Genomic DNA, 20,612 nt, shown 5'->3' with positions numbered 1-20,612 from the left:
TTGGGCCAACTGGTACGCCCGCTTGGGCAAAACCGGCGTACCAGTTGGCCCAACTCGCCGGGGGAGTGGTCAGAACGGGTAACTCGGGGCGGTGGCGCGCAGGGTGAGCCACTGGGTGTCGGTGTAGCACTCCAGGTTGGCGCGGGCGCCGCCGACCCGGGAGGTGCCGGAGGCGCGGACGCCGCCGAAGGGGGCGTTCGGATCGTCGTTGAAGGTCTGGTCGTTGATGTGCACCAGGCCCGCGGGCACCCGGTCGGCGATGGCCATCGCCGCGGCCAGGTCGTTGCCCAGCACGCCGAGCGCCAGCCCGTACTCGCTGTCGGCGGCCAGCACCACCGCTTCGTCCACAGTGGAGAATGGGCGCACGCAGGCCACCGGCCCGAAGACCTCCTCGCGGTAGGCCGGGGTCGCCGAGGTGCAGTCGGCCAGCACGGTCGGGCGGTAGAACAGGCCGTCGTGCGTGCCACCCGCGACCAGCCGGGCGCCGTCGGCGACACTGCGCTCGACCAGGTCCTTGACGTGGTTGAGCTGCTTCTGGTCGATGATCGGGCCGAGTGCGACGTCCGCCCGGAAGCCGTCCCCGACGGTGAGCGCGTCGGCCTTCTTCGCCAGCAGGGCAACGTAATCGTCGTAGATCGATTCGTGCACCAGGTGCCTGCCGATGGCCATGCAGGCCTGTCCGGAGTGGACGAAGTTGCCGAACGCGCCGCAGGAGGCGGCCGCCTCGACATCCACGTCGCCGAGCACGACCAGGGCGCTGTTGCCGCCGAGTTCGAGATGCGTGCGGGTCAGGGTTTTCGCCGCCTGCGCGCCGATCGCGCGTCCGGCCGGGGTGGAACCGGTGAAGGACACCACCCGCACCTGGGGCGCGTCGATCATCGCGCTGCCGACCTCGACGCCGCCGGGCAGCAGCTGCAGCAACCCTTCCGGCAGCCCGGCCTCCTCGAAGACGCGGGCGATGAGCACGCCACCGCAGATCGCGGTGCGCGGATCCGGCTTGAGCAGCACCGCGTTGCCCAGCGCCAGGGCCGGGGCGAGCGAGCGCAGGGACAGGATGAGCGGGAAGTTGAACGGCGAGATCACCGACACCACCCCGACCGGGATCCGGCGCTCCATGCTGATCCGGGGCATCGGCGAGTGCAGCAGCTCACCGTAGGGGGCGGTGGCCAGTGCGGCGGCCTCCCGGCATTCGGCGATCGAGGCCGCGACTTCCAGGCCGCTCTTGAGCCGGGTCGAGCCGGACTCGCGCACCACCCACTCGTTGATTTCCTCGGCATGCTCCTCGAACAGCGCGGCGGCCCGGGACAGCACAGCGGCCCGCTCGACCGCGGGGGTCGCGGCCCAGGAGGTCTGCACCACCGCGGCCCGCTGCGCGGCCACCACCACGTCACCGGCCGTGGCCTGACCGACCTCGGCCAGTTCGGCGCCGGTGGCCGGTTCGATCGCCGGGTAGCCGAGCCCCGAACCCGGCAGCCAGGTGCCGGTGAAGATCCGGCCGGCCCAGGTTCCATCCCCGAGCAGCGTCATGTCAGCTCCTCTCACCAGATCACCCAAGATGTCAGGTTCCCTGATATTCAGTCAAGCGTAGCGAAGAATCAAGTCACGGTTGGGACGCGCTGGGCGCGGTCCTCAGTCGCGCCCGCCGTCGGTGCTCTCGCGTTCCCGTGCGAGCGGCGCCAGTGAGCCGATGCCGAGTTCGAGGGCCTCGCGGAACACCGCGCGCTGGCCAGGGCTGAACTGTTCGAGCATGGCGCGTTCCAGTTCCAGCACGGCCGGCCTGCACTCGGCGAGCAGCTCCTGGCCGGCCTCGGTCAGCGTGGCCAGCAGGACACGCTTGTTGCCCGGTTGCGCCTCGCGGCGGATCAGGCCGCGCTTTTCCAAGGTCAGCACCATCTCGTGCATGGTCTGCGGGCGCAGGAAGGAGCGTCGGGCCAGCTGCGCCGAGGAGGTCGCGCCTCGCGCCTCCAGGACGGTGAGGGCGGTGTACTGCAACGTGGTCAGCCCGCGCGGACGCAGTGCGTCGTCCAGCAGCGAGCGGCTCACCAGCTCCAGCCGCTTGATCAGGTACAGGGTCAACGGCGTGCCGTCGGTGGTGGCCATCCACCCATCCTCTCACCGCGCGCCAGGATTTCAGCATTCCTGATGATGCCATCAGGAGTCCCAGATGGCGCCGTAGGCGGGGATGCCCACCCGTTCGAGGCCGTGCACGACCTGCCAGGTGAGCTTCTTGTTGGAGATGCAGATGACCGCCTCGGCGTCGAAATCCCGGTACGCGGCGTAGGCGAGCCGGACCATATCGGGTTTGCCGTGTTCGCCGGTGTCCCAGATCTGCGCCTCGGGCTGCACCGCGAGGATCTCCTCCACCAGGCCGTCGCCGTAGGTCAGCCGCGGGTTGCGGGTGGCCCAGACGAGGCGGGCGGGCACCTGCTGGGCGAGCAGATGTGGCAGGCAGGGGCCGATGCCGCTGCCGGTGGCGACGTAGACGACCCGGCGGAACAGGGTCTCGATGTTGGCCACGCCCGCGGTGCTGATGCCCTTGACCCACACGTGGGAGGGCAGGTCGTCGATGAAGCGGCCGGTCCAGTCGCCCGCGCGGGAGATGGTCAGCCGGAAGCCGTGTTCGCCGGGGGCGGGGATGTTGGCGAAGGAGTGCCATTCGCGCAGCGGGGACCGGCTGATCGCGGTGGAGGAGCCGGCGAAAGGCTTGCGGCCGTGGGTGAATCGGGCGATGGCCACGTGCGGCGAGGGCCGTTCGATGGTCACCGGCACTCGACGCAACCGGGTCCACGGGGCGAGGATGGCCGCGGTGAGCCCGACTAGCACCCAGAACTGCGGGGTGCTCACCAGTGAATGTCCACTGTAGACGGATCGGGTGATGGTCAGTGCCCACAACAGGATCAGCGAGGTCCAGCCGCCGAAGCGGTGCATCAGCTCGAAGTGGTTGTGCGACTTGGCGCGTAGCCGGGGGAGTGCCAGCACCACCATCGCGGCGAACAGCGCGACCAGGAGGTAGGCCAGCACCAGCACGGCGGTGGCCGCGCCCTCAATGGTGGCCAGCGCGACGAATCCGGCGAACCAGAGCGTGCCGGACACCGCGCCGCCGACGTGCAGGCCGCCGAAGTGGTAGACCTTGCCCAGCAGCCAGCGCACCCGCAGCGGCCAGGTCACCGGCGCCGCGGTGGCCAGCCGGAACAGCAGGTTGATCAGGCGCTGGCGGCGGATCAGGATGGCCAGCGCGAAGTTGGCCAGTGCCGCGTCGGCGGCGAAGTCGGCGGCGATCCCGCCGGGCAGCGCGAAGCCGAGCACGACGAGGTTGACCAGGAGCACCGTGGCGGCCAGGCGATTGTGGTGCATCAGCCGCGGGTTCTTCCACACTCGCCGTGGCAGCGGCAGGGGGTCCGGGAGCACGATGTCGTTCACCAGCGCGGTCATGCCACTGCCCCCGTACCGCGTGCGATGCGCAGCAGCAGCGCCTTGTCGATCTTGCCTCGGTCGGTGCTGGGCAGCGTGGGCAAGGGGTGCACGGCGGCCGGAACGCAGTAGTACGGCAGGTCTTCGGCGATCGCGCGCAGTGCGGCGGCCGGGTCGACGGTTTCGGGCTGGACAAAGGACACCAGTGTGCGGTCGTCCAGCTTGACCGTGGCCGCCCTGGTGCAGCCGGGCAGCTGCTCCAGCACCGCGGACACCGAGTCCAGCTCCACCCGGAAGCCGCGGATCTTCACCTGGTCGTCGGTGCGGCCGAGGTGTTCCAGTTCGCCGTCCGGGGTCCACCGGCCCAGATCCCTGGTGCGGAACATCATTCGGCCCTCCCCGAGGAACGGATCGGGTGCGTAGCGCTCGGCGTTGAGACCGGGGTTGGCCAGATAGCCCGCTGACACGCAGTCCCCGCCGGCCCACATCTCGCCGACCGCGCCGATCGGGCAGGGCTGCCGGTGCTCGTCCAGGATGTAGACGGTGTTGTTCGGGGTGGGTTTGCCGATGGTCAGGCGTTCGGCGCCGGGATGGTGGCGCTGCATGGTATTGACGATGGTGACCTCGGTGGGGCCACAGCCGTTGTAGAAGGCGGTGACCCTGGCCCAGCGGTCGGCCAGCGGGCGCGGGCAGGGCTCGCCCGCGACCGCGACCGTGCGCATCCGGGTGCAGCGGGCGGGGTCGAGCGCGGCCAGGATGGTGGGGGTGGCGATCAGGACGTCCACCCGTTCCGCGGTCGCCTGGATGTCCTCGCCGCGGATGAGCAGGGTGCCGCCGTGGCTGAGGCAGCCCAGGATCTCCCAGGCGGCCAGGTCGAAGGCGATGTTGAGGAGCTGCCCGACCACCGTGCCCGGCCGGATGCCGAGATCGCCGGGCTCGGTGCGCAGCAGGTTGGCCACGTTGGCGTGGGTGACCACGACACCGTTGGGGGTGCCGGTGGTGCCCGAGGTGAACAGGACGTAGCACCCGTGGTCCGGGGTGACGTCCACCCGTGGTGCGGTGAACTTGTTCTGTTCAGCCATGATCACGTCGATGTCGATGTCGATGGTGAGGTGTCCACTTGGGACGGTCACCGGCTCATCGGACTGGGTAAGCACGATCCTGGCTTGCGTGGTGGCGAGGATGTGCCGCAGCGTGGCGGGCCGGAGGATCCTGGCGTCCTGCGGGACATAGGCCGCACCCGCCTTGAGGGTGGCCAGGATGCCGACCACCATCGGGATGCCGCGGTGCACGACCAGCACGACGTGCTCGCCCGGCCGCACCCCCTGCTCGATCAGGCGGGCGGCCAGCCGATCGGCCTGGCGGTCGAGTTCGCCGTAGGTCAGCTGTTGCTCGCCGTGCTCGACCGCGATCGCGCCGGGGGCCGCGGCGGCCTGCCGGGTGATCACCTCGTGCAGTGGCTCGGGTGGCACCGCACGAGCGGGTCCCCAGCCGAACCGCCGGAACAACCGGCGGTCCGCGGCACTCAGCCCGGGGTGATTGGTGCGGACATAGACCATGACTACTTCGTTTCATTTCGGACAGTATTGTTCCCGGCGGCACGACCTGAATGTCGTACGCCTGGTCTTCGCTATTCGGAATTGTTTTCCGCTGACCGTCAGGTGAGCGGAAGTCGCAATCGGAGCTGGTACCCGCCGTCGGGGGTGGAACCCGCGTGGAATCGCCCGTCCAGCAACGCGGCCCGCTCCCGCAGGCCGACCAGCCCGTGCTGGGCGCTGGGCAGGGCGAGTGCGGGCCGGGTGGGCGCGGTGTTGGTGACGGTGACGGTCAGATCGCTGTCATCACGTCTGAACTCGACCGTGGCCTTGGCGCCGGGAGCGTGTTTGCGGACATTGGTCAAAGCCTCCTGGATGGTGCGGTAAATGGCCCGCTGCATGGGCGCTTCGATACCGGTGGGAGCGGTGCCGACCAATTGGGTGTCGATTCCGCTGTTGTCGATGAGCCTGCGCAACTCGGCCAGCGTGGGCTGGGGCGAGAGTTCGGACTCCGGGGTGCCGGAGGCGCGCAGCAGGTTCACCATGTGCCGCAGTTCGTCCAGGGTGTTCACCGACAGGGTGCGGATGTGCTCCACCGCCTCCCGCACCGCGGGATCGGCGGTGCTCACCGTGACCACCCCGGCCTGCACCGCGATCAGGCTCACCTGGTGGGAGACCACGTCGTGCATCTCCCTGGCCAGCTGGTTGCGCTCCTTGGTCAGGATCACCTGGGCGTCCAGCTGCCGTTCGTACTCCCTGGCCTGTTTGACCTCTTCCAGTCGCAGGGCCAGTTCATGCCGGGTTTGCAGGAACCGGCCGAGCAGGATCGGGCCGCCCGCGGTCATCAGCGAGTCGATAAGTTCGAGCACCAGGTCCGAGGCCTTGAAATCCTCGTCTGGTCCGGGCAGCGGGAAGAACAGGCCGGCCGTCAGGGCCAGCCCGCAGCTGATGAGCAGCCACCAGTTCCGGTACCGGGCGGAGATCGAGTAGAGCGCCACGACCGCCGGGACGTACACATCCAGGAAGGCCACGGCGGGCAGCGTCAGCAGGTAGACGGGCAACGGCCAGCGGTGGCGCAGCAGCAGCGCGAGCACGGCGGCGACGCCGAACCAGGCGGTCGCGGTCGGCTCGCTGAGCGTGGTGAGGACCGCCTCCACCGTGGCGAAGGCCAGCACGGCGATGTCGATGAGCCACCCGCGCAGCCGGCTTTTCATGACCGGGGTTCCTCGGTGCTGAGCAGGCCGGCGCGCTCGGCCACCAGTGCGGCCTGCACCCGGCTGCCCACCCGCAGCTTGGTCAGGATGGCGCTGACGTGGTCCTTCACCGTGCTGGCGCTGACGTGGATCCGGGCGCCGATCTCGGTGTTGGACAGCCCCTCGGCGATCAGCACCAGCACGGCGTGTTCCCGTTCGGTGAGCTGTTCGGTCAGCGCGGTGGCCGCGGCCTCGGCGTCGCTGCCCGCGCCGAGATAGCCCTCCACCACCGTGCGGGTGACCTTGGAGGAGAGCACCACGCCGCCCGCGGCGACGGTGCGGACCATCTGGGCGAGCTGGTCGGGCGCGGTGTCCTTGAGGATGAAGCCCGCCGCGCCGGAGCGCAGGGCGGTGGCGATGTACTCGTCGGAGTCGAAGGTGGTCAGCATGGCAACCACCGGCGGGGGCTTGAGGCCCTGGAGCTGGCGGAGCACGGTGAGTCCGTCCACATCGGCCATCCGGATGTCCAGCAGCACCACATCGGGCCGGTGCTCGGTCACCTCGCGCACGGCCTGTGCGCCGGTCGAGGTCGCGACGACCTGGATGTCCCCGGCCGCCTGGAGGATGAGGCGGAAGCCTGATCGCACCAGTTCCTCGTCGTCCACGACGATCACCCGAATCACGCCACGCTCCTTTGCGGCTCCTGTGCCGGTCCAGTGTGGCCAGCACCAGCCCCGGCGACCACCCGGCTCGCCGGAGGCAGGCACCTGCCGTCGAGTTGGCCAAAGTGGTACGTCCAGTTTGGCCAACTAGGCGTACGGCTTGGGCCAACTCGACGTTGGGACGGCCGGGGTCACCTGGTCGCGCTCGGCGGTCAGGGTTAGCCAGGCGGAGATCAGGGCGGGCCAGTTGGTGGCCTGTGCTTCCTGGTGGGATAGGCGGAAGTGGCCGAAGGCGTTGTCGCCGTGCGGGAACTCGCCGCCGCGCCGGTCGGCGGCCAGCAGCACGCACAGCTCGTGCTCGCTGGGCACGAAGATCAGTTCGACCTCGTCCACCCGGTTCGCGAACGGGGCGGGCGAGGCGAAGGCGAATGCCTGGTAGAAACCCATTTCCTGGGGCAGTTCGGGCACCCGGCCGGTGGCCACGCCGACCTCGCGGAAGGAGAAGCCGAGCTGGGTGAACGCCGCCAGCACGGTGTTCTGGCTGGGCATCGGGTTGATCTGCACCCAGTCGAGATCGTCCCGGTCCGGCCTGCCCGAGACCATCAGTTCGGTCCGGAGCCCCACCGCCGTGCGTGGCAGCGGCGACCCGCCGACCGCGGTGAGCGGCGTCTCCCACGGCACCGGCAGCTGGAACGGGAGGATGACCAGCTCACCCGCTGACACGCTGATGTCCTGCTGCAGCACCAGCCGGAAGAACTCCGCGGTGCTGCCCGGCCCATGCTCGCCCTCGACCTCGGTGACCAGCGACAGCACGATCCGGCTGATCTCGGCCGCCGCGGAGCCGGCCTGGAGGTAGACCTGGCCGGTCAGCGGCCTGCCGGGCACGGCGTGCGGTGCGTCCAGCCAGGTCTCGACGGAGGGGTCACTGATACCAAATGCGCTCTGCGTCCGGTGGAACATGAACAGTCTCCTTCGGGACAGGTGGCACAGCCGCCGCCGGAGCGAGTCAGTCCGCACCGCCTGTGTCACCTGGCCCAGCCTCGCTGGGCCGACCGGCGTCACGCATCCCTCATGCGTCCGGAACAACCCCCCACCCGGCTGGATGACACCCCCGCCGGGTGGCTGGAACCGCGGCTGACCCCGCTCCGGTGGCTGGTCCGTGGCTAGTCTGAAACAGACGGGCGGTCGCCGTCTGTTTCAAGTCCATTGTGGAGAGACCAGCATGACTGATCGAATGCGCGGCCTTGCCTTCCTCGGCCGGGGCGAGGTCGGCCTTGTCGAACGCGACATCCCGGCCGCCGGTCCCGGCGAGGCCATCGTCCGGACCACGGCCTCGCTCATCTGCACCTCGGACGTGCACGCCGTGCTCGGCGCGGTGCCGGTGCCCGACGGGCGCCTGCTGGGCCACGAGAGCGTCGGTATCGTGCACGCGATCGGCGAGGGCGTCACCTCGGTGGCCGTCGGGGACCGGGTGGCCGTCAACGCCATCACCCCGGACGGGACCTGCGACTACTGCCAGCGCGGATTCACCTCGCAGTGCGGCGGTCCGCTGGGCGCATACCGTTACACCGCAAGGAAAGACGGCAACCTCGCGGAGTACTTCCACGTCAATGACGCGGACTACAACCTCGCGCCGATCCCGGACGGAGTCTCCGACGAGGCCGCCGTCTACGCCTGCGACATGCTCTCCACCGGTTTCGTCGGCGCGGAGAACGCCAACATCCCGATCGGCGGCACCGTAGCGGTGTTCGCCCAGGGCGCGGTGGGCCTCTCGGCCACCCTGGGAGCGCGCCTGCTGGGCGCCGGGCTCGTCATCGCGGTGGAAGGCATCCCCGGACGAGCCGCGCTGGCCAAGCGGTTCGGGGCCGATCTGGTGCTGGACCCGGCGGCCACCGACCCGGCCGCGGAGATCCTCGCGCTGACCGGCGGCGGAGTCGACTCCGCGATCGAAGCCCTTGGCGCGCAAGCGACCTGGGAAGGTTGCATCCGCGCCACCCGGGCCGGCGGCACGATCTCCAACATCGGCTACCACGGCGCGGACGGGCCCACGCTGTCAATTCCGCTGGACGCGTTCGGCCTGGGCATGGCGGGCAAGAAGATCACCACCGACCTGTGTCCCGGCGGCCGCGAGCGGATGACCCGGCTGATGCGCTTGCTGGCCAACGGAAGGGTGGATCCCACCCCGATGACCACGCACCGCTTTCCCTTGGCCGAGGCGGAAACGGCCTTCGACATCATGCGGAACAAGAAGGACAACGTCATCAAGCCACTGATCACCTACTGACAACTCGCCCTCGTATGTCCACAAAGGACTGTTGCTGGATGCTGCCGAAAGTCGTTGGGGGACAAGGTGAATGGTGGCGGGAACTGGTCACGCGAAACTGGCGTTGAGCAACCTTTTCACCCGGATGGCTTGCGTATGTTGACAAGTATGAGAGTTCTGTTCTCCAGCCTGCCCGCGTTCGGGCACCTCGTCCCTTTGCTCCCCTTCGCGGTCGCCGCGCGTTCCGCGGGCGCGGAGGTGGCGGTGGCCACGGCGGCCTCGAAGGCGCATGTCGTGGGAGACCTGCCGTTCATCCCGGTCGGCGCGGACTGGCCGGAACTGGCCGCCGAACATGAGCGGCGGGGCTGGTCGATAGACATGACCGACATCAGCGATCCCGCCGGCGTGATCGCCCTGTGCGCCGACACCAGGGTCGACCTGTGCTTCGAGGAGGTGCTGGCTGTCGCCAAGGAGTTCCAGCCGGACCTGATCATCTCCGACGTCGCCGACCTGATCGCGCCGCTGGTGGCCACGGTCCTCGACGTGCCCTGGGCGTTCTTCAACATCACCACGACGATGCCGCCGGAGATGCACGAGGGGTTCGCGGAACGGTTTGCCTTCCAGGCCGAGTCGCGGGGCCTGACGCCGTCGCCCCCGCTGGCGTTGCTGGACGCGGTGCCGTCACTGCTGCATCTGGCAGGTCACCTGCTCGCGGAGAACCGGATCCCCATGCGCCCGAGGGCCCATCGACCGCCGGGCGCCGAATCCGCCGTGCTGGAGCGCGGCGACCGGCGGCGGGTGCTGCTCACTCTCGGCACCGTGGTTGACCCCGAGGCGCACCTGGCCCGGCTGCTGGCTGCGGTGTCCACTGTGGACGCCGAGATCCTGGTCACCGCCGAGGAAGCGCCGGATGCGCCGGAGAACGTCCGGTTCGTCGGGTTCACCTCGCTGGCCGACCTGCTTCCCTCGGTCGACGCGGTGGTCACGGTCGGCGGCGCGGGCACGGTCTCGGCCACGCTGAGCCACGGCCTGCCGATGGTCATCCAGCCCGTGCTCGCCGACCAGCCCTTCGTGGCCCAGGGCGCGGCCGGCACGGGCGCGGCGATCGTGCTCGGTCCGGACGAGACGGACCGGATCGCCGAAGCCGTCGGCACCGTGCTCACCGACCCGGCCTACCGGGACGCCGCCCGCGAGGCCGCGGTCCGGATCGCCGAACTGCCCGCCCCGCAGGACGCGTGGGCGGAACTGCTGCGGCGCCTGCCATGACCGCCGCGACCGACCCCGAACTCCCGGACAACTGGGGCAGATGGGGACCCGAGGACGAACTGGGCACGCTCAACCTCATCACCGACCAGGTGCGGGTGCGCGCGGCGGCGGAGGTGCGGATCGGCCGGTGGGCCTCGCTGGCCCTGCCGATCACGCCCAATCCGATGATCAGCAGCCCGTTCGCGCCCAGCACGGTGGACGCCTCGCCCGTGCAGCAGATGATGCAGCACACCGGGATCGGCGTGGCCGCGGATCTGATGCTGGTCACCAACCACCACGCGAACTCGACCCACCTCGACGCGCTGGCACACTGGTCCACCGACGACCAGGTGTACCCGGGCCGCCCGCGCGCCCAGACCGTGACCCCCGGCGGTGTCACGCACGCCTCCACCACGGCCTTCGCCGCCGGGATCGTCACCCGCGGGGTGCTGCTCGACCTGGCGCACGAGGGACCGCTCGCCTCCGGGCACGCGGTGACCGGGCTGGACTTCGAGCGGGCCGAGCAGCGCCAAGGCGTCGAGGTGGGCTCGGGCGACGCGCTGGTGGTGCGACTGGGCTGGTCGAGCACCCCGGTTCCCGGCACGCCGACCCCGGGCATCAGCCTGGACGCGGTGTGCTGGATGCACCGCCGAGGCGTCGCCCTCTTCGCCGGTGACCGGGGCGACGCCTACCCGCCGTTCGACCCGGTCAGCCCGTCTCCGCTGCACGGGATCGGCCTGGGCCGGATGGCGATGCCGCTGATCGACGCGGCCGCACTCGACGACCTCGCGGCGCTGTGCGCCCAGCTCAACCGGCACACCTTCCTGCTCAGCATCGCCCCGCCCCGTATCCACGGCCTGACCGGCGTCCCGGTCAACCCCATCGCCGTGTTCTGACCTGAAAGAGACTGTGATGAAAAGAATGAGAACGCGTGTCCTGACTGTGCTCGCGATGTCGGCGATGAGCCTCGGCACCATCAGTGTCGCCCCGGCCTTCGCGATCAACGAAATCAACGTCGCGGAGTGCAACAACCCGATCTGGGTCGACAAGTACTTCATCATCGGCATCCGGAACAACAACGGTGGTTTCAAAAGGTGCTTCGCCAATGCGGGTGAGCGCTCGCTCGACCAGCCCGGGGTGACGAACTTCAGCTCCGGCAACAACAAGGGCTGGTTCGAATACGAACCGGGCGACGGCAGCCGCTACCGCCACACGTTCCGGAAGAACGAGTCGAAGTACCAGAAGTACGGTGCGGTAGTCAAGATCCACATCGACCGCTGACCGCGAGGCTTGGGTCGTTCCGGGCGGACCGCGCGCTGCCCGGAACGACCCATGCCCGGGGGACGAACGCCCAGGTAGCGGGACCGCCGTCCAGCGCAACGGTGTCACATCGTGCACTCTGATTGCCCACTTGTACCCGGGGCCGTCGGCAACACTTCCACCCGGGCCGACAAGAGCGCCTAATGCACTCCCAACATCGATTCGTCGGGTGGAGTGACGGGCGGCGACAGTATGCGGAAATCGGTTGAGGTGAATTGGTCGGGTGGTCGCAATTCCGCTCGCGCTCGCCTCGGTTGGGTTCCGCGCATTCTGCTGGCCGCCGCCCTGTGCGGCACGGTCAGCTCCTGCGGCGTCACCGCCACCTCCGAGTGGAACGAGTCGGTGCCGGGGGAGCGGCTGCGCGAGCACACCACCATGGACGCGCCGTTCGGCCCGCTCTACCCGGCCGACATCGGCATGCTGTTCGCGGTGGCCCAGGCCGGGTTCTGGGAAATGCCCGCCAGTGAGCTGATGGCCAGGGAGAGCGGCAATCCCCGGGTGCGGGCGGTCGGCGCGCAACTGGCCAAGGAGCACCACAAGCTCAACGAGTACAACGAGGCGGCGGCCGCCCGGCTGAACGTGCTGCTGCCCGCCACGGCCACCCCGCAGCAGAACGCCTGGCGCGAGCAGATCCTGGCCGCCACCGGCGCGGAGCGGGACCGCCGCTACGTCCGGCTGACCAGGGCCGCGCACGGCACGGTCTACCTCAAGGTCGCCGGCGTCCGGGCGACCACGCAGAACGACGTCGTGCGCACCATGGCCCAGCTCGCCGCCGACTACGTGGCCCGGCACATGACCCTGTTGGAGAGCACCGAGTTGGCGGGCACCGACTCGCTTGCGGTGCACTCCGGCACCGACTCGCCGTACCAGCCGGTGCCCTCGCTGGTGTCGGTGCTGGCCGGTTCGGCGCTGGCGCTGGTGCTCGGCTTCGCCACGCTGCTGCTGGTCCAGCTGGGCGCCCGGCGGCGGGCCGGGGAACCGGCCGCGGACCCGGCGGGCGGGGGTGCGATCGAATGAGCGTGGAGCTGTTGCTGGCCGGGGGATTCACCTCCTACGACGCCGGCGTGCGCGCGGTCGCCGCGCTCTCCGGGCGGCTGGCCTACCTGTGCATGTGCCTGACCCTGTGCTGGGGCGTGCTGGTGGCCACCGGCTGGATCCGCCGGGTCACCGGCCACCAGGCACTGCGCACCGGGCACGTGCTGCTGGCCGCCTTCGCCCTGGCCACCGCGACCGTGCACGGGTTGTCGATGCTGTTGCTGGACGAACAGATCGTGGTGGGCACCCAGGTGGTGATCCCGTTCCTGAACGGCTATCTCCGGCACGCGCTCGGCATCCTCGCCTTCGATCTGATGGTGGTGATCATGCTGACCGCGTGGGTGCACCGGATCGTGCGCTACCGCAGCTGGCTGCGTTTCCACCAGATCGGCTACCTGGCGATCGCCCTCGGGGTGGCGCATTCCTGGTGGGGCGCCTGGGCGAACGCGAACTTCAACCTGGTGTGGCTGGGCGGGATCACCGTGCTCGCCCCGGCGCTCGCGCTGACCGCGGTGCGGTTCCTGCCCGCCGCGGCGCTGGTGCGGATCGGGCTGCTGGACGCGAGCAGTCCACGGCAGAAGCAGGTGGACAAGGCGGCGCCGCTGAGCATCAGCGTGGACAACCAGCGTTGCCACCGCTACGGCTTCTGCCAGTCCGAGGCCCCGGAGGTCTTCCAGCTGCGCGAGGACGGTCGCCTGGCCTACCGGCAGAACCCCGAGGTCGAGCACAACCGGGACGTGCTCTCCGCGGCGCGGGCCTGTCCGACGCGCGCGATCGAACTGGAGGCGGGCAAACGTGACTGAGCTGCCACGAATCGTCATCGCCGGGGCCGGCCTGGCCGGGATGTGCGCCGCGGAACGGTTGCGGGAACTGGGTTTCGACGGGGAGATCGTCATCCTCGGCGCGGAACCGGGCCTGCCGACCTACCGGCCCGCGCTGACCAAGCAGTTCCTCAGTGGTGAGTTCAGCGAGCGGGACCTGGTGATCGCGCCCGCGCACCAGCTGGACGTGGTGTGGCGGTTCAACACCCCGGTCTCCCAGCTGGATCCGTTGCGGCGGCAGGTGTTCCTGCCCGGTGGCGAGCTGCTCGACTACGACGGGCTGGTCATCGCCAGCGGGGTCGAGGCCCGCAGGCTGCCCACCGGGATCCACGGCCACCCGCGGGTCACTGTGCTGCGCACCATCGCCGACGCCGCCAGGGTGCGCAAGGCGCTGACCAACTCGCGCGAGCAGGTGGTGGTGATCGGCAGTGGTTTCATCGGCTGCGAGCTGGCCGCCAGCCTGCGTGCCATGGGCCATCAGATCACCCTGGTCGGCCGGTCCCCTCGGCTGATGGGCGAGCTGCTCGACCGCGAACTCGGCGCCCGGCTGACCGAACTGCACCGGCGCAAGGGCGTGCAGCTCCAGCTCGGCACCAAGGTGGCGGGCTGGGCGCCGCAGCCGTCCGCGGTCGAGCTGCGGCTGACCAACGGGCGGGTGCTGTCCGCGAGCCACGTGGTGGTGGCCGTCGGCTCGGTCCCGGCGGTCTCCTGGTTGCGGGACTCGGGCGCGGACCTGGCCGACGGCGTGGTGTGCGAGCCGAGTTGTCACGTCGCCGGGCTGGACGACGTGGTGGCCGCCGGCGATGTGGCCAGCTGGCCCAATCTGCGCTTCGGCCCGCGGGCGCACCGGGTCGAGCACTGGACCAACGCGATGGAGATGGGCCGGGCCGCGGCGGAGAGCCTGCTCAGCGGACGCGAGGGGGCGCTGCCGTACACACCGGTGCCGCGCTTTTGGTCCGAGCAGTTCGGCCTGCAGATCCAGGCGGCCGGGATGCCCGCCCTGGGCCCGGTGCGCCGGGCGATGGACCAGGGAACCCCCGGCGGGCACACGGTTTCCGGGTTTTTCCTGGACAACCGGCTGACCGGCGTCGTCGGTTTCGACAACACCCCGGCGGTGCTGCGGCACACCGCCGAGCTGCGGCGGCGGGTCGCCACCGGCGCGGACCGGGTCCCGCCCGTGCCCGAGCCATCAAGGGTGTGACGCGCATGTTGACGGACTGGAAAGGACCACGGGATGCGACCGAACGTACTCGCGATCTTCTCGCTCGTCGCCCTGGCCGCGGCCGCCGCGATCGCGGTCCAGCAGTCCCCGAACTTCACCTCGCAGACCACCGGGATCTCCGTGCTCATCGCCGAGGACCCGTACTACCGGTCCGCCGTCGTGCCGCTGCCCTATCGGGAGCGGGAGCGGATCGCGCGGGCGCCCGCGCCCGAGGAGCTGCTGGGGCCTGCCACCGCGGCCAGGCACGCGCACCAGGGGGAGCGGTGATGCGTGGCGGCCGGGCGGCCGCGCTGCCGGGCGAGCGGGCGGACGGGGCCGAACCGGTCCGCTTCGGCGGCTGGGCGGACTACGGGGAGTGGGCCGATCACGACTTCCGCGACCGGTCCCCGTTCGAGGAACCAGGGCGCGGCGGCGGCCGGCCGGTCGTGGTCGAGGCGCTGACCGAGGTGACCCCGATCCGGGTGCTGGCCGAGACCGAGGGGGAGTCCGGCACCAGGCGGTCCTGCCGGATCGCCCCGGCGGCCGACTACGAGGACGGGATCCGGTTCGAGGCAGGCGATCTGACCCTCGACCTCGACCGCACCGCCCCGCTCATCCGGCCCTACGTCCGCTCCGGCGGCCGGTCGGAGTCCAGCCACGAGCTGGAATTCGAAACCATGATCGCGGCCGCCCGGCCCTACGCCACCCTGCCGCAGCGGGAGATGAGCCAGGACGAACGGCTGGTGTGCCGCACCTGCGCGGTGCCGCAGTCGGTGGCCGAGATCGCGGTGGCCATCGAGGCGCCACTGGGCCTGGCCCGCACGATCATCAGCGACGGCATCGACAAGGGATACCTGCGCGTGCACAGCATTTCCGGCCCGACCGCGGGCGGCCTGCCCTCGCTGGAACTGCTGCGCCGCCTCTACGCCGGGCTCGCCCGGCTCATTTGAACCCCACGGCTGACGGAGGCACGATGAACAGAGACCAGGCGCGAGGACAGGGCAGGCAACTGCTGCTCGCCTTCGTCCTGCTGTGCGCCCTGCAGTTCGCCGTCGTGGCCGCCGCCGCGTCCGGGACGCCCTGGTCGCGCTGGACCGCGCTGGCGACGGGGATCGGTTCCCTGCTGCTCGGCGCGCTGATAGCCGTTGGCGCGCGGCGGTTGTGGCGTTCGATGGACACCCTGCGGGCCGAGGTGGACGAGCTGTCCGGGCGACGGCTGTCGGAGATCGTGGGCGAGGTGGTGGACGGGCGAGACCTGGAACGCGTCGGCCTGGAATTGCCCAACCCGACCGACGGCAAGCTGGCCATGCTCATCGACGACGTCCGGCAGGTCTGCACGCACGCGGTGCAGCTGGCCACCAAACACGACGAGATCCGCTCCGGTTACTCCGAGGTCTTCGTCACCATGTTCCGGCGGACGCAATCCCTGCTGCTGCGCCAGTTGCAGATCATCGAGCAGCTGGAGGAAGGCGACCGCTGCTCGACCGACCTCAACCGCCTGTTCCAGCTCGACCACCTGGTCACCCGGATGCGGCGCAACAACGAGAACATCCTGCTGCTCTCCGGCACCGAGCTGGTGCGCAAGACCAAGGAGCCGGTCCCGGTCGGCGACCTGCTTCGCGCGGCGATCTCGGAAATCGGCTCCTACCAACGGGTCCGGATGCTCGACACCCCGGCGGTGCGGGTGTCCAACACCGCGGCCGGGGACCTGATCCGGATCGTGGCCGAGCTGCTGGACAACGCCACCTCCTTCTCCGCCCCCGATCAGCAGGTCACCGTCAAGGCCGAACTCGGTCGGCACCACGGACTCTCGATCGGGGTGTTCGACAACGGGATCGGCATGTCCGATGAGGACCTGGACCGGGTGAACCGGCAGCTGCGGCGGCTGGGCTCGGAGGAGATCGCGCGCACCCGCCGGGTCGGGCTGCTGGTGGTCGGCAGGCTGGCGGGCAAGCACGGGATCCGGGTGGAACTCTTCGGCGGCAACAACGTCACGGGTGTGTCGGCCTTGGTCACCGTGCCCAGTTCCGCGCTGCTGGAGGAGGACGAGGTGCGGGCCGCGCTGCCGGGCGATCCACGCCGGGGCCTGACCCAGGGCGCGGGAGCCGTGCTGGCGGAGCGGCCGGACGTCGCGCCCGCGGTGCTGGTGACCACCACGTTGCGCCGGACCGAGACCGAGGCGAAGGCGCCGGTGCGGGCCAGTTCCCGGCGGCAGTCCTCCTGGTACTCCAGGTCGAGGACACCTGTGCGGGCCGGCCAGGCGTGGCGGGATTCCGCCGAGGTGGTCGCCAAGGTGCACGCGGACGTGCCGGGGGAGCTGCCGGTGCGGGTGCCCCAGCGTGCCACCCCGGAGTCCCGGCCCATGCCCAGCACGGTGCGCCCCACCTCCCGCTGGTTCCAGGCCAGGGAGGCGGTGGCCCTGCGCCAGCAGTCGGTGCCGTTGCGCCCGCGGGCAGGGGAGTCTGGGCCGGACAACGGAAGGTCCACAGTGGACAGTGAGTGGGAGTTGGCGGACACCGTGCGGGACGAGGACGGCTACAGCTACACCGAGGACGGCCTGCCGTTGCGGCGGCAGGGGGCCCACCTGATCCCCGGTGGCCCGGACGCGGCGCCCGCCCCGGCCACCCCGAACCCGGTCGTCCCCATCACCCGCGACGCGCAGACCACCCGCAGCCGCCTGTCCAGCTACCAGCAGGGCGTGCGCAAGGCCAAGGAACAGGAGAACCGGTCGCGGCCCGCGCCGGACTCCGGCGGCTGGACGGTGCTGGAGAACAACTATCCGGAAAGTGGTGACAAGTGATGACCGAGAAGGACGAGAAGCGGGGTAACTTCGCCTGGCTCATCAACGATTTCGTGGACCGGGTGCCCGGGGTGGCGCACGGGGTCGCGGTCTCCTCCGACGGCCTGCTCATCGCGGCCTCCAGCTCGCTGCCGGAGGCGCGGGCCGACCAGCTCGCCGCGGTCGCCTGCGGCCTGGTGAGCCTGACCGAGGGCGCGGCGCGCTGCTTCCAGGCTGGCAACGTCAACGAGACCATCGTGGAGATGGACGCGGGCACCATGCTGCTGATGGCGATCAGCGACGGTTCCTGTCTGTCCATTCTGGCCGATCCCGGTTACGACATCGGGCAGATCGCCTATGAGATGACGCTGCTGGTCGAACGGTTCGGCCACATGCTGACCCCCGGCACCCGGGTGAACGAGGACGGCCCGTCCGCGGTCACGGCTGGCGCCCAGTCGAACTGATCGTGCGATCGGAAAGGGACGTACTCAGATGAACAACACTGGAATCGGACGCCCGAGGATGTCTTCGCGGGGTCCGGTGATCTCCTCGAAGATCGTGGTGGCCGGCGGCTTCGGGGTCGGCAAGACAACGTTCGTCGGCGCGGTCTCCGATATCCAGCCGCTCACCACCGAAGCGGTGATGACCGTAGCGAGCGACAAGCTGGATGACCTCAGCCGGATCCCGGACAAGGGGTCGACCACGGTGGCGATGGACTTCGGCCGGGTCGCGGTGGAGGACGACCTGATGCTGTACCTGTTCGGCACCCCCGGCCAGGAACGGTTCTGGTTCATGTGGGACAACCTGGTGCGCGGGGCGATCGGCGCGGTCGTGCTCGCCGACACCCGCCGCCTGGCCGACTCGTTCACCTCGATCGACTTCTTCGAGAACCGCAACATCCCTTATGTCATCGGGGTGAACACCTTCGACGGCATCCTGCACCATCCCCTCGAACACGTGCGGCGGGCGATGGCGATCGACCCGTCGATCCCGGTGTTCCGCTGTGACGCGCGGATGCGCGGCGAGGTGAAGAGCACATTGCTGGGACTGATCAAGTACGTCATGGAGCGGGTGGAAGAGCTGACCGAGCCCTCGATGGCGTGAGGTCGTAGCAGGAAGGTTGACGTTTGTGGCCAACGGAAATCGCGAGGTCATCTCGCTCGATGTGGACAATTTCGGCCCGACGGTGGAGTCCGGTGAGGTGGTGGTCATCGACATCTCCGCGGAGTGGTGCGGGCCGTGCCAGGCATTCACCGCGGTGTTCCACGAAGCGGCGGCCAGCACCGAGGGCGTGCTGTTCGGCCACGTCGACACCGACACCCAGCCCGAGCTGGGCGCGGCGTTCAACGTGACCGCCATTCCCACGGTCGCGGTGATGCGCGGCGGTGTGCTGATCTTCCTGCACGAGGGCTCGTTGAGCGCGCGGGCGCTCAACGACGTGATCCGGCAGGCGAAGCAACTCGACCCCGACCAGGTGTGCGCCTCGGTGACGGAAAAGGCGGCGAAGTGATGCGACTCGAAGTCGGCAACCCGGCCCCGGATTTCACCCTGGAGAACAGCCATCGCGAACCGGTGACGCTGTCCTCCTTCGCCGGCCACAAGAACGTGCTGCTGGTGTACTACCCGCGCGCGTTCACCCCGATCTGCCGGGGCGAGCTGTGCCAGCTCCGGGACGAGCTGGACATCTACCAGAAGTACGACGTGCAGATCATCGGGGTGTCGGTGGACACCCCGTTCAGCCTCAAGGCGTGGGCCAGCCAGCAGGGGTATCCGTTCCCGCTGCTGTCGGACTTCTGGCCGCACGGCGAGGTGGCCACCACCTACGGCACCTTCGACGACCGGCACGGCGTGGCCCGGCGGGGGACCTTCCTCATCGACACCGAGGGCATCATCCGCTTCGCCGAGGTGCAGCAGCAGGACGTGGCCCGGGATCAGGACGCCTGGAAGTCCGCGGTGACCTCGATGCTGGGCGCCAGAGACCTGTCCAAGGTCTCGATCCCGGTGGCGCCGGGGAACTGGATCACGTTGCCCGCGAACGCCGAGCCGGGTGAGGCGAACTGAGGCGTTCGGGCACAAACGTCGTGCGAATGGACAGAGCCGCCCGCGCGCCCGCCGGCGTGGATCGCGGTGGTGCTTGTCTGGTGAAGGACCGGGAACACCACGCGCACGGACTGAGGTGTGAGGCGCCGATGTACCTGAACTACCTTTTTGGCCGCCCCACGCCAGGTTCCGTGGGCAAGCGCCGGAAGACCGCGCGGCCGCCGGTGGCCGTCAATCCGGGCGCCCACCCGGTGCTGGGCGTCCCGGTCGGATCGCCGGGCCGGGACGGCGGACTGGCCTGGCGATCCGCCCTCACCGCCCCTGCCTGGCCGGAACGGGACTGCTACGGCCGGGGCAGCACTATCGGCGCCGCGCCGGGGGAACTCGCCCTGGCCGCCGGTGCGGAGTTCTTCCGCCTGAGCTGTGCCGACATCGAGGTCAGCGAGCTGTACCTGGCGAAGGGTCAGACCTGGCCGACCCAGATCGGACTGTCCATTGTGGTCACACCGGCTGGGCCGGGCGCCGCGCGGTTCGAGTTGCACCGCGGCGAGCCCGCCGAGGGCGCGCTGCTCGCCTCCGCCACGCTCCGGGTCGCCCTCCGCCCGATGCGCATGCCGGAGTGGTGAGCCCGCCGGTGCGCTTCGGCAGCGGAGGCCGGGTGCGGGCCGTGCTCATCAGCGGCGACCCGGCTATGTGCGAACAACTGCGGCTACAACTGGGTTTCGGCGACCGGGTGGACATCGTAGACTCGGTGCGCGCCTGCGCGGACGGCGTGCCCGCGACCCGCCTGTACCGGCCCGGCGTGGTGGTGCTGAGCCTGCGGAACCGCCGGGGCGGGTGCTGCCGCCACCTGGTGCGGCCGTTGTCCTTGCTGGCGCCGGTGCTGGTGCTCATCGACCGGCCGGATGTCCCGCTGGTGCCCAAGCTGCTGGCCGCGGGCGCGCGCAGCTTCCTGGTCCGCGGTGAGTACACAGTGGACGAACTGGTGAACGCGACCACGGCCACGGCCAGGAACATCGTGCACCTCAGCCCCGCCGCGGCCACCGTGCTGGTCGACCTGCTGCACGCGCGGCCGGTGAATGTGCCCTTCTGACACCACGATGTCAG

22 protein-coding genes and 1 pseudogene are annotated in these 20,612 nt (G+C 70.1%); 16 read left to right on the top strand and 7 right to left on the bottom strand.

Annotated features, from left to right (window positions below):
- Positions 1-69: 69 nt before the first annotated feature.
- The 7 genes from MZC64_RS41110 to MZC64_RS41080 all read right to left on the bottom strand — a co-directional run bounded on the left by MZC64_RS41110 (position 70) and on the right by MZC64_RS41080 (position 7,761).
- On the bottom strand, positions 70-1,527 hold the full coding sequence (locus MZC64_RS41110) for an aldehyde dehydrogenase family protein (RefSeq protein WP_247765063.1): 1,458 nt from the start codon (positions 1,525-1,527) through the stop codon (positions 70-72).
- A 102-nt stretch (positions 1,528-1,629) separates the two neighbouring features.
- Entirely contained in the window at positions 1,630-2,100 is a 471-nt protein-coding gene (locus MZC64_RS41105; RefSeq protein WP_247765062.1) for a MarR family winged helix-turn-helix transcriptional regulator, read from the bottom strand.
- A 51-nt stretch (positions 2,101-2,151) separates the two neighbouring features.
- Positions 2,152-3,432, bottom strand: a complete 1,281-nt coding sequence (locus tag MZC64_RS41100) for a hypothetical protein (RefSeq protein ID WP_247765061.1) — start codon at positions 3,430-3,432, stop codon at positions 2,152-2,154.
- A complete protein-coding gene (locus MZC64_RS41095; RefSeq protein ID WP_247765060.1) occupies positions 3,429-4,970 on the bottom strand; it encodes an amino acid adenylation domain-containing protein in 1,542 nt (513 codons plus the stop codon). The genes MZC64_RS41100 and MZC64_RS41095 overlap by 4 nt, the downstream gene beginning before the upstream one ends.
- A gap of 98 nt (positions 4,971-5,068) precedes the next feature.
- Positions 5,069-6,160 carry a sensor histidine kinase gene (locus tag MZC64_RS41090; RefSeq protein WP_247765059.1) on the bottom strand — a complete coding sequence of 364 codons (1,092 nt, stop codon included), beginning with the start codon at positions 6,158-6,160 and terminating at the stop codon, positions 5,069-5,071.
- A complete protein-coding gene (locus MZC64_RS41085) occupies positions 6,157-6,822 on the bottom strand; it encodes a response regulator transcription factor (RefSeq protein WP_247765058.1) in 666 nt (221 codons plus the stop codon). Before MZC64_RS41085 ends, MZC64_RS41090 begins: the two co-directional genes overlap by 4 nt.
- Before the next feature lie 126 nt (positions 6,823-6,948).
- Entirely contained in the window at positions 6,949-7,761 is an 813-nt protein-coding gene (locus MZC64_RS41080; protein WP_247765057.1) for a sporulation protein, read from the bottom strand.
- A 262-nt stretch (positions 7,762-8,023) separates the two neighbouring features.
- Here MZC64_RS41080 and MZC64_RS41075 point away from each other — a divergent pair, with 262 nt between their 5' ends.
- The 16 genes and pseudogenes from MZC64_RS41075 (at position 8,024) to MZC64_RS41000 (ending at position 20,598) form a co-directional block, all read left to right on the top strand.
- Positions 8,024-9,085, top strand: coding sequence for a zinc-binding dehydrogenase (locus tag MZC64_RS41075; RefSeq protein WP_247765056.1), 1,062 nt, complete (start codon positions 8,024-8,026; stop codon positions 9,083-9,085).
- A gap of 147 nt (positions 9,086-9,232) precedes the next feature.
- A complete protein-coding gene (locus MZC64_RS41070; protein ID WP_247765055.1) occupies positions 9,233-10,330 on the top strand; it encodes a glycosyltransferase in 1,098 nt (365 codons plus the stop codon).
- On the top strand, positions 10,327-11,205 hold the full coding sequence (locus MZC64_RS41065) for a cyclase family protein (protein ID WP_247765054.1): 879 nt from the start codon (positions 10,327-10,329) through the stop codon (positions 11,203-11,205). The genes MZC64_RS41070 and MZC64_RS41065 overlap by 4 nt, the downstream gene beginning before the upstream one ends.
- 55 nt (positions 11,206-11,260) lie before the next feature.
- Entirely contained in the window at positions 11,261-11,590 is a 330-nt protein-coding gene (locus MZC64_RS41060; protein WP_247797780.1) for a beta/gamma crystallin domain-containing protein, read from the top strand.
- 381 nt (positions 11,591-11,971) lie between these two features.
- Positions 11,972-12,646, top strand: coding sequence for a DUF4142 domain-containing protein (locus MZC64_RS41055; RefSeq protein WP_247765052.1), 675 nt, complete (start codon positions 11,972-11,974; stop codon positions 12,644-12,646).
- Positions 12,643-13,467: a ferredoxin gene (locus tag MZC64_RS41050; RefSeq protein WP_247765051.1), complete on the top strand. Its 825-nt coding sequence runs from the start codon at positions 12,643-12,645 to the stop codon at positions 13,465-13,467. The genes MZC64_RS41055 and MZC64_RS41050 overlap by 4 nt, the downstream gene beginning before the upstream one ends.
- Entirely contained in the window at positions 13,460-14,686 is a 1,227-nt protein-coding gene (locus MZC64_RS41045) for an FAD-dependent oxidoreductase (protein WP_308301126.1), read from the top strand. The genes MZC64_RS41050 and MZC64_RS41045 overlap by 8 nt, the downstream gene beginning before the upstream one ends.
- A 33-nt stretch (positions 14,687-14,719) precedes the next feature.
- Positions 14,720-14,974 (top strand): hypothetical protein, encoded by a 255-nt coding sequence (locus tag MZC64_RS41040; protein ID WP_247765050.1) that lies wholly within the window; start codon positions 14,720-14,722, stop codon positions 14,972-14,974.
- Entirely contained in the window at positions 14,974-15,636 is a 663-nt protein-coding gene (locus MZC64_RS41035) for a DUF742 domain-containing protein (RefSeq protein ID WP_247765049.1), read from the top strand. The genes MZC64_RS41040 and MZC64_RS41035 overlap by 1 nt, the downstream gene beginning before the upstream one ends.
- Before the next feature lie 23 nt (positions 15,637-15,659).
- Positions 15,660-17,486 (top strand): sensor histidine kinase KdpD, encoded by a 1,827-nt coding sequence (locus MZC64_RS41030; RefSeq protein ID WP_247765048.1) that lies wholly within the window; start codon positions 15,660-15,662, stop codon positions 17,484-17,486.
- A complete protein-coding gene (locus tag MZC64_RS41025; protein ID WP_247765047.1) occupies positions 17,486-17,929 on the top strand; it encodes a roadblock/LC7 domain-containing protein in 444 nt (147 codons plus the stop codon). Before MZC64_RS41030 ends, MZC64_RS41025 begins: the two co-directional genes overlap by 1 nt.
- Positions 17,930-17,957: 28 nt before the next feature.
- On the top strand, positions 17,958-18,569 hold the full coding sequence (locus MZC64_RS41020; RefSeq protein WP_247765046.1) for an ATP/GTP-binding protein: 612 nt from the start codon (positions 17,958-17,960) through the stop codon (positions 18,567-18,569).
- A 25-nt stretch (positions 18,570-18,594) separates the two neighbouring features.
- Positions 18,595-18,975: a thioredoxin family protein gene (locus tag MZC64_RS41015; RefSeq protein WP_247765045.1), complete on the top strand. Its 381-nt coding sequence runs from the start codon at positions 18,595-18,597 to the stop codon at positions 18,973-18,975.
- Positions 18,975-19,430: pseudogene (locus MZC64_RS41010) on the top strand (peroxiredoxin); the annotation flags it as partial. The gene MZC64_RS41015 and the pseudogene MZC64_RS41010, both read left to right, overlap by 1 nt.
- Positions 19,431-19,654: 224 nt before the next feature.
- A complete protein-coding gene (locus MZC64_RS41005; protein WP_247765044.1) occupies positions 19,655-20,131 on the top strand; it encodes a hypothetical protein in 477 nt (158 codons plus the stop codon).
- Positions 20,128-20,598 (top strand): hypothetical protein, encoded by a 471-nt coding sequence (locus MZC64_RS41000; RefSeq protein WP_247765043.1) that lies wholly within the window; start codon positions 20,128-20,130, stop codon positions 20,596-20,598. Before MZC64_RS41005 ends, MZC64_RS41000 begins: the two co-directional genes overlap by 4 nt.
- Positions 20,599-20,612: the final 14 nt, after the last annotated feature.

It is taken from the genome of Crossiella sp. S99.2 (assembly GCF_023094165.1).
Lineage (GTDB): Bacteria > Actinomycetota > Actinomycetes > Mycobacteriales > Pseudonocardiaceae > Crossiella.
Note: the sequence above shows the minus strand (reverse complement) of the source record. Positions and strands in the feature narration are given on the sequence as shown.